This is a genomic window from Salinisphaera sp. (assembly GCF_035690525.1).
Taxonomy (GTDB): Bacteria; Pseudomonadota; Gammaproteobacteria; order Nevskiales; family Salinisphaeraceae; genus Salinisphaera.
This window is the reverse complement of sequence record NZ_DASSKM010000167.1, coordinates 1-4,446: the sequence shown is the minus strand read 5'-3', so window position 1 is coordinate 4,446 and position 4,446 is coordinate 1. Positions and strand designations below refer to the sequence as shown.

Below are 4,446 nucleotides of genomic sequence, written 5' to 3'. Positions count from 1 at the left end.
GGGCGGCGAAGCCTTGGTCGCGCACCTGAGCGCGCGGGGCGTGCGCGCCTCGATCGGGCACTCGGGCTGTACCGCGGCCCAGGCCGAAGCGGCGATCGCGGCGGGCGCGAACCGCGGCACGCATCTGTTCAACGCCATGGTGGGCCTACACCACCGCGAGCCGGGCGCGCCTTGTGCGCTGCTCACGAGCCCGGGTGCGCGCGTCGAGATCATCGCCGACGGGCTGCATGTCATCCCGGCCATGGTGAAGCTGGCCTGGCGCGCGGCCGGGTCCGACCGGCTCATGGCGATCACCGACGCCATGCGGGCCAAAGGGCTTGGCGACGGCGACTACGAACTCGGCGGCCAGCCGGTTAAGGTCGTGCACGGCGAAGCGCGGCTGGCCAACGGCACGCTTGCCGGCAGCGTGCTCACCTTCGACGCGGCGTTTCGCAACTTGCTGAATTTCACCGGCTGCGAACTGGCGGATGCGATCGCGATGACCAGCACCAACGTGGCCCGCGATCTGGGCGTCGCCGATCGCAAGGGCGTTTTGAACGAAGGCTACGACGCCGATCTGGTCGTGCTCGATGCCGATTTCAAGCCGCGGATAACGGTCTGCCGAGGCCGTATCGCGCACGACCCCGAGGGGCTTGCCGGCGCGCTTTGACCGCGCCCGAGCCCCGACTCGATCGAGCCGGCGGGATCGTCTAATCCGCGCAATATTTTGCATTGAACGGCGAGGTTTGCAGGAATAGGCAGGCATCCGATCGAATCGAGCCAGTTCGCGCTTGCGGGTAGTAGTGGCTCTTTGGGCATACTCGAAGCATGGTTTCCAATAAACAATGCGAGAATAATCATGCGCTATAACGCACTGGGCAATACCGGCCTGTTCGTTTCCGAGTTGTGTCTCGGCACGATGACTTTTGGCGGGCAGGGCGAGCTGTGGAGCCAGATCGGCGATCTGCAGCAGGCGGATGCCGACAAGCTCATCGGCCGCTCGCTCGATGCCGGCATCAATTTCATCGATACGGCGGATGTCTATTCCGAGGGCCAGTCGGAAATCATTACCGGCCAGGCGCTGAAGAACCTCAAGGTACAGCGCGACGAGATCGTGGTGGCGACCAAGGTTTTCGGCCCGACCCAGAGCGCGGGCCCGGCCGCGAGCGGCGTCAATACGCGCGGCGCGTCGCGCTATCACATCATGGAAGGGGTAAAAGCCAGCCTGCGGCGGCTGCAGCTCGATCATATCGATCTCTATCAGATTCACGGCTTCGACCCGGCAACGCCAATCGCCGAAACGGTGCGGGCTTTGCACACGCTGGTCGAACAGGGGCATGTCCGTTATGTGGGCGTCTCCAATTGGGCGGCGTGGCAGATCGTGAAAGCGATCGGCATTGCCGAGCGCCAGGGCTGGCATCGCTTCGAATCGCTGCAGGCCTACTACACCCTGGCCGGCCGCGATCTGGAACGTGAATTGGCGCCCATGCTGGAAAGCGAGAACCTGGGGCTGATGGTCTGGAGCCCGCTCGCCGGCGGCCTGCTCAGCGGCAAGTTCGATCGCGATAGCGAGGCCGAGGCCGGCAGCCGCCGCACGACCTTCGATTTCCCGCCGGTCGATCGGGAGCGCGGCTTCGATTGTATCGACGTGATGCGCGAGATCGCCGACGCCAAGGGCGTATCGGTGGCCCGCATCGCCTTGGCGTGGCTGCTGCATCAGTCGGTGGTGACCAGCGTGATTATCGGCGCCAAGCGGATCGACCAGCTCGACGACAACATCGCGGCGACCGACGTCGTATTGGCCGAGGATGAACTGGCCCGCCTGAACGAGGTGAGCGCGCTGCCATCGGAATATCCGGGCTGGATGTTTCAGCGCCAGGGCGAATATCGCCGGCAGCAACTGGCGGATTCGCGCAAGCGCTGAATTGCAATCGGGCGGTCGGCTGGTTCCGGCCGGCCGTGCGGCATGTAATACCAATCTGCAAAAGCAATGACCTGCCGGCCAAAACGGTCCGCAAATGCACGCGAATAAGACGTGCTTATGCGCTTTTCTCGCTTTCATTCGCGTTTATTGGCGTTCATTTGCGGACTAATTTTTCTTTGCAAACCGGTCGGTTTTTATGAAGGTTGGTATCGCAGCCTCTAGAGCGCCGCGCGCCCGACGCCGATCAGCAGCGCGATCCAGCCGGCGATCAACAGCACGCCGCCGATCGGTGTGATCGCGCCCAGAATCTTCACGCCGGAGCCGGCAAGCACATAGAGGCTGCCCGAGAAGATCAGCGTGCCGACGATGAAGCACCAGGCGGCGGTGGTCATGGCCGCGCCGGTGGTGCCGGTGCGCATCAGCACGCCGAGCGCCAGCAGGGCCAGGGCGTGATAAAACTGATATTGCTCGGCGGTGTGCCAGACCGCCTGCATCTTCTCCGGTAGGCGGGACGACAGCGCATGCGCGCCGAAGGCGCCGAGGCAGACCGCGAGCCCGCCGTAGAGCGCGGCGATGACAAGCGTCAGCCGGATCATGATGCGGCCTTGTCGGTCAGCGCGACGGTGCCGGTGGCGAACGTCACGGCCCGGCCGCCGACGTGTACACGATCGCCCTCGACACGGCAGACGAGTTCGCCGCCGCGGGCCGAGATCTGGCGGGCGGCCAGCTCATGCTTGCCGAGCCGCGCGCTCCAGTATGGCGCCAGCGTGCAGTGGGCCGAGCCGGTGACCGGGTCTTCGTCCACACCGTGGCCGGGAGCGAAATAGCGCGAGACGAAATCGTGCGCGCCGTCGTCGGCCGGCGCGGTGGCGATGAAGCCGAGATTGGTTTGCGCTGAGTGCCGGGCCAGCGCGCGCATGTCGGGATCGAGCGCGGCGACTTCGGCCGCGCTTTCGAACACCGCCAGATAGTTGTTGGACGCCCGCCATTCCACGGCCTGCCCGCCGAGCGCGGCAGCGACCTCGGTGATATCGTGATCAATCGGCTCGGCCACGCGCGCCGGCAGGTTCAGCCACAGCCGGCCGTCGCGGTCCGTCACGCCGAGTTCGCCGGCCATGCGGGTGACGAACGTCAGCGGCGCTCGGTAGCCGTCGAGTTCGTTGAGCAGCACATGGGCGCTGGCCAGCGTGGCGTGGCCGCAGAGCTCGACCTCGACCGCGGGCGTGAACCAGCGCAGTTCGTGGCGGCCGGCCGCTCCCGGTACGACGAAGGCCGTTTCCGACAAGTTATGTTCGGCGGCGATCGCGGCCAGCACGGCGTCGTCCGGCCAGGCTTCGAGCACATAGACCGCGGCGGGATTGCCGGCGAATACGCGATCCGTGAAGGCATCGACCTGATGAAACGTCAACGGTTGTCGTCCGGTTGTCATAAAGGCGTCATGTAATGTGGTGCCGTAGCGGCTCTGAGACCGCGCCAGGAGAGTGTCGCATGACCCGACCCGCCGATGCGTCGAGCGTTCCCACGCCGGAGGCGTTCGATGCCGCCGAACTGTTCATCAATCGAGAGCTGTCGCTGCTCGAATTCAACGATCGGGTGCTCGATCCGGCGCTGGACAATTCGGTGCCCCTGCTGGAGCGGTTGAAGTTCCTGTGCATATCGTCGACCAATCTGGACGAGTTCTTCGAAGTGCGGGTGGCCGGTCTGAAGCAGAAGGCCGAGTTGCTGGATGCGCCCGGCGAGCCCGACAACCGGGCGCCGAGCGAGGTGCTGCGGGTGATCAGCGAGCGCGCCCACACGCTGGTCGACAAGCAGTACAAGACGCTCAACAACGAGATCATCCCGGCGCTCGAGGTCGAGGGCATCCGTTTTTTGCGCCGCGCCGAATGGAACGCCGGGCAGCGGGCCTGGCTGGCCGAATACTTCGAGGAGGAATTATTGCCGGTGATCAGCCCGATCGGGCTCGATCCGGCGCATCCATTTCCGCGGATTCTCAACAAGTCGCTGAACTTTATCGTCGCCATCGACGGCACCGATGCCTTCGGCCGCAAGATCGAGCATGCCGTGGTGCAGGCGCCCAGAGCATTGCCGCGGATCATCCAGCTACCGCCGGCCGAGACCGGCAGCGGCGCGCACGATTTCGTGTTCCTGTCGTCGATCATCCACGAGCACGTGGGCGATCTGTTTCCGAGCATGCGCGCCGAGGGGTGTTATCAGTTCCGGGTGACCCGCAATTCCGATCTGTACGTGGACGAGGAAGAGGTCGACGATCTGCTGCGCGCGGTCGAGGGCGAGCTGCCGGGGCGGCGCTATGGCGATTGCGTGCGCCTGGAGGTGGCCCACAACTGTCCGGAACAACTCTGCGACTATCTGCTGGCGCGGTTTCTGCTCACCCGCGACGATCTGTATCAGGTCAACGGCCCGGTCAACGTCAACCGGCTACTGTCGCTGCAGGGCCGGGTCGACCGGCCGGATCTGAAATATCCGGCGTTCAATCCAAGCCTGTCCGGCGCGCTGGCGCCCTTTGGCGATCTGTTCGCCGAGAT

General features: G+C 65.0%; 4 protein-coding genes and 1 pseudogene. 3 read left to right on the top strand and 2 right to left on the bottom strand.

Annotated features, from left to right (window positions below):
- The coding region (locus VFJ08_RS13010; protein ID WP_324997649.1) for an N-acetylglucosamine-6-phosphate deacetylase at window positions 1-649 on the top strand (649 nt) is incomplete at its 5' end.
- A gap of 189 nt (window positions 650-838) precedes the next feature.
- Window positions 839-1,903 (top strand): aldo/keto reductase, encoded by a 1,065-nt coding sequence (locus VFJ08_RS13005; RefSeq protein WP_324997648.1) that lies wholly within the window; start codon window positions 839-841, stop codon window positions 1,901-1,903.
- A gap of 218 nt (window positions 1,904-2,121) precedes the next feature.
- Here VFJ08_RS13005 and VFJ08_RS13000 read toward each other — a convergent pair whose 3' ends face one another.
- Both VFJ08_RS13000 and VFJ08_RS12995 read right to left on the bottom strand, forming a co-directional pair.
- On the bottom strand, window positions 2,122-2,499 hold the full coding sequence (locus VFJ08_RS13000; RefSeq protein WP_324997647.1) for a DUF423 domain-containing protein: 378 nt from the start codon (window positions 2,497-2,499) through the stop codon (window positions 2,122-2,124).
- Window positions 2,496-3,332: a PhzF family phenazine biosynthesis protein gene (locus VFJ08_RS12995; protein ID WP_324997646.1), complete on the bottom strand. Its 837-nt coding sequence runs from the start codon at window positions 3,330-3,332 to the stop codon at window positions 2,496-2,498. Before VFJ08_RS12995 ends, VFJ08_RS13000 begins: the two co-directional genes overlap by 4 nt.
- 59 nt (window positions 3,333-3,391) lie before the next feature.
- Here VFJ08_RS12995 and VFJ08_RS12990 point away from each other — a divergent pair.
- A pseudogene (locus tag VFJ08_RS12990) lies at window positions 3,392-4,446 on the top strand (RNA degradosome polyphosphate kinase); the annotation flags it as partial.

Bases quoted from the DNA above. Each gene is read 5' to 3' on its own strand.
- VFJ08_RS13000 (WP_324997647.1), bottom strand. From the start codon at position 2,499: ATGATCCGGCTGACGCTTGTCATCGCCGCGCTCTACGGCGGGCTCGCG.
- VFJ08_RS12995 (WP_324997646.1), bottom strand. From the start codon at position 3,332: ATGACAACCGGACGACAACCGTTGACGTTTCATCAGGTCGATGCCTTC.
- VFJ08_RS13005 (WP_324997648.1), top strand. From the start codon at position 839: ATGCGCTATAACGCACTGGGCAATACCGGCCTGTTCGTTTCCGAGTTG.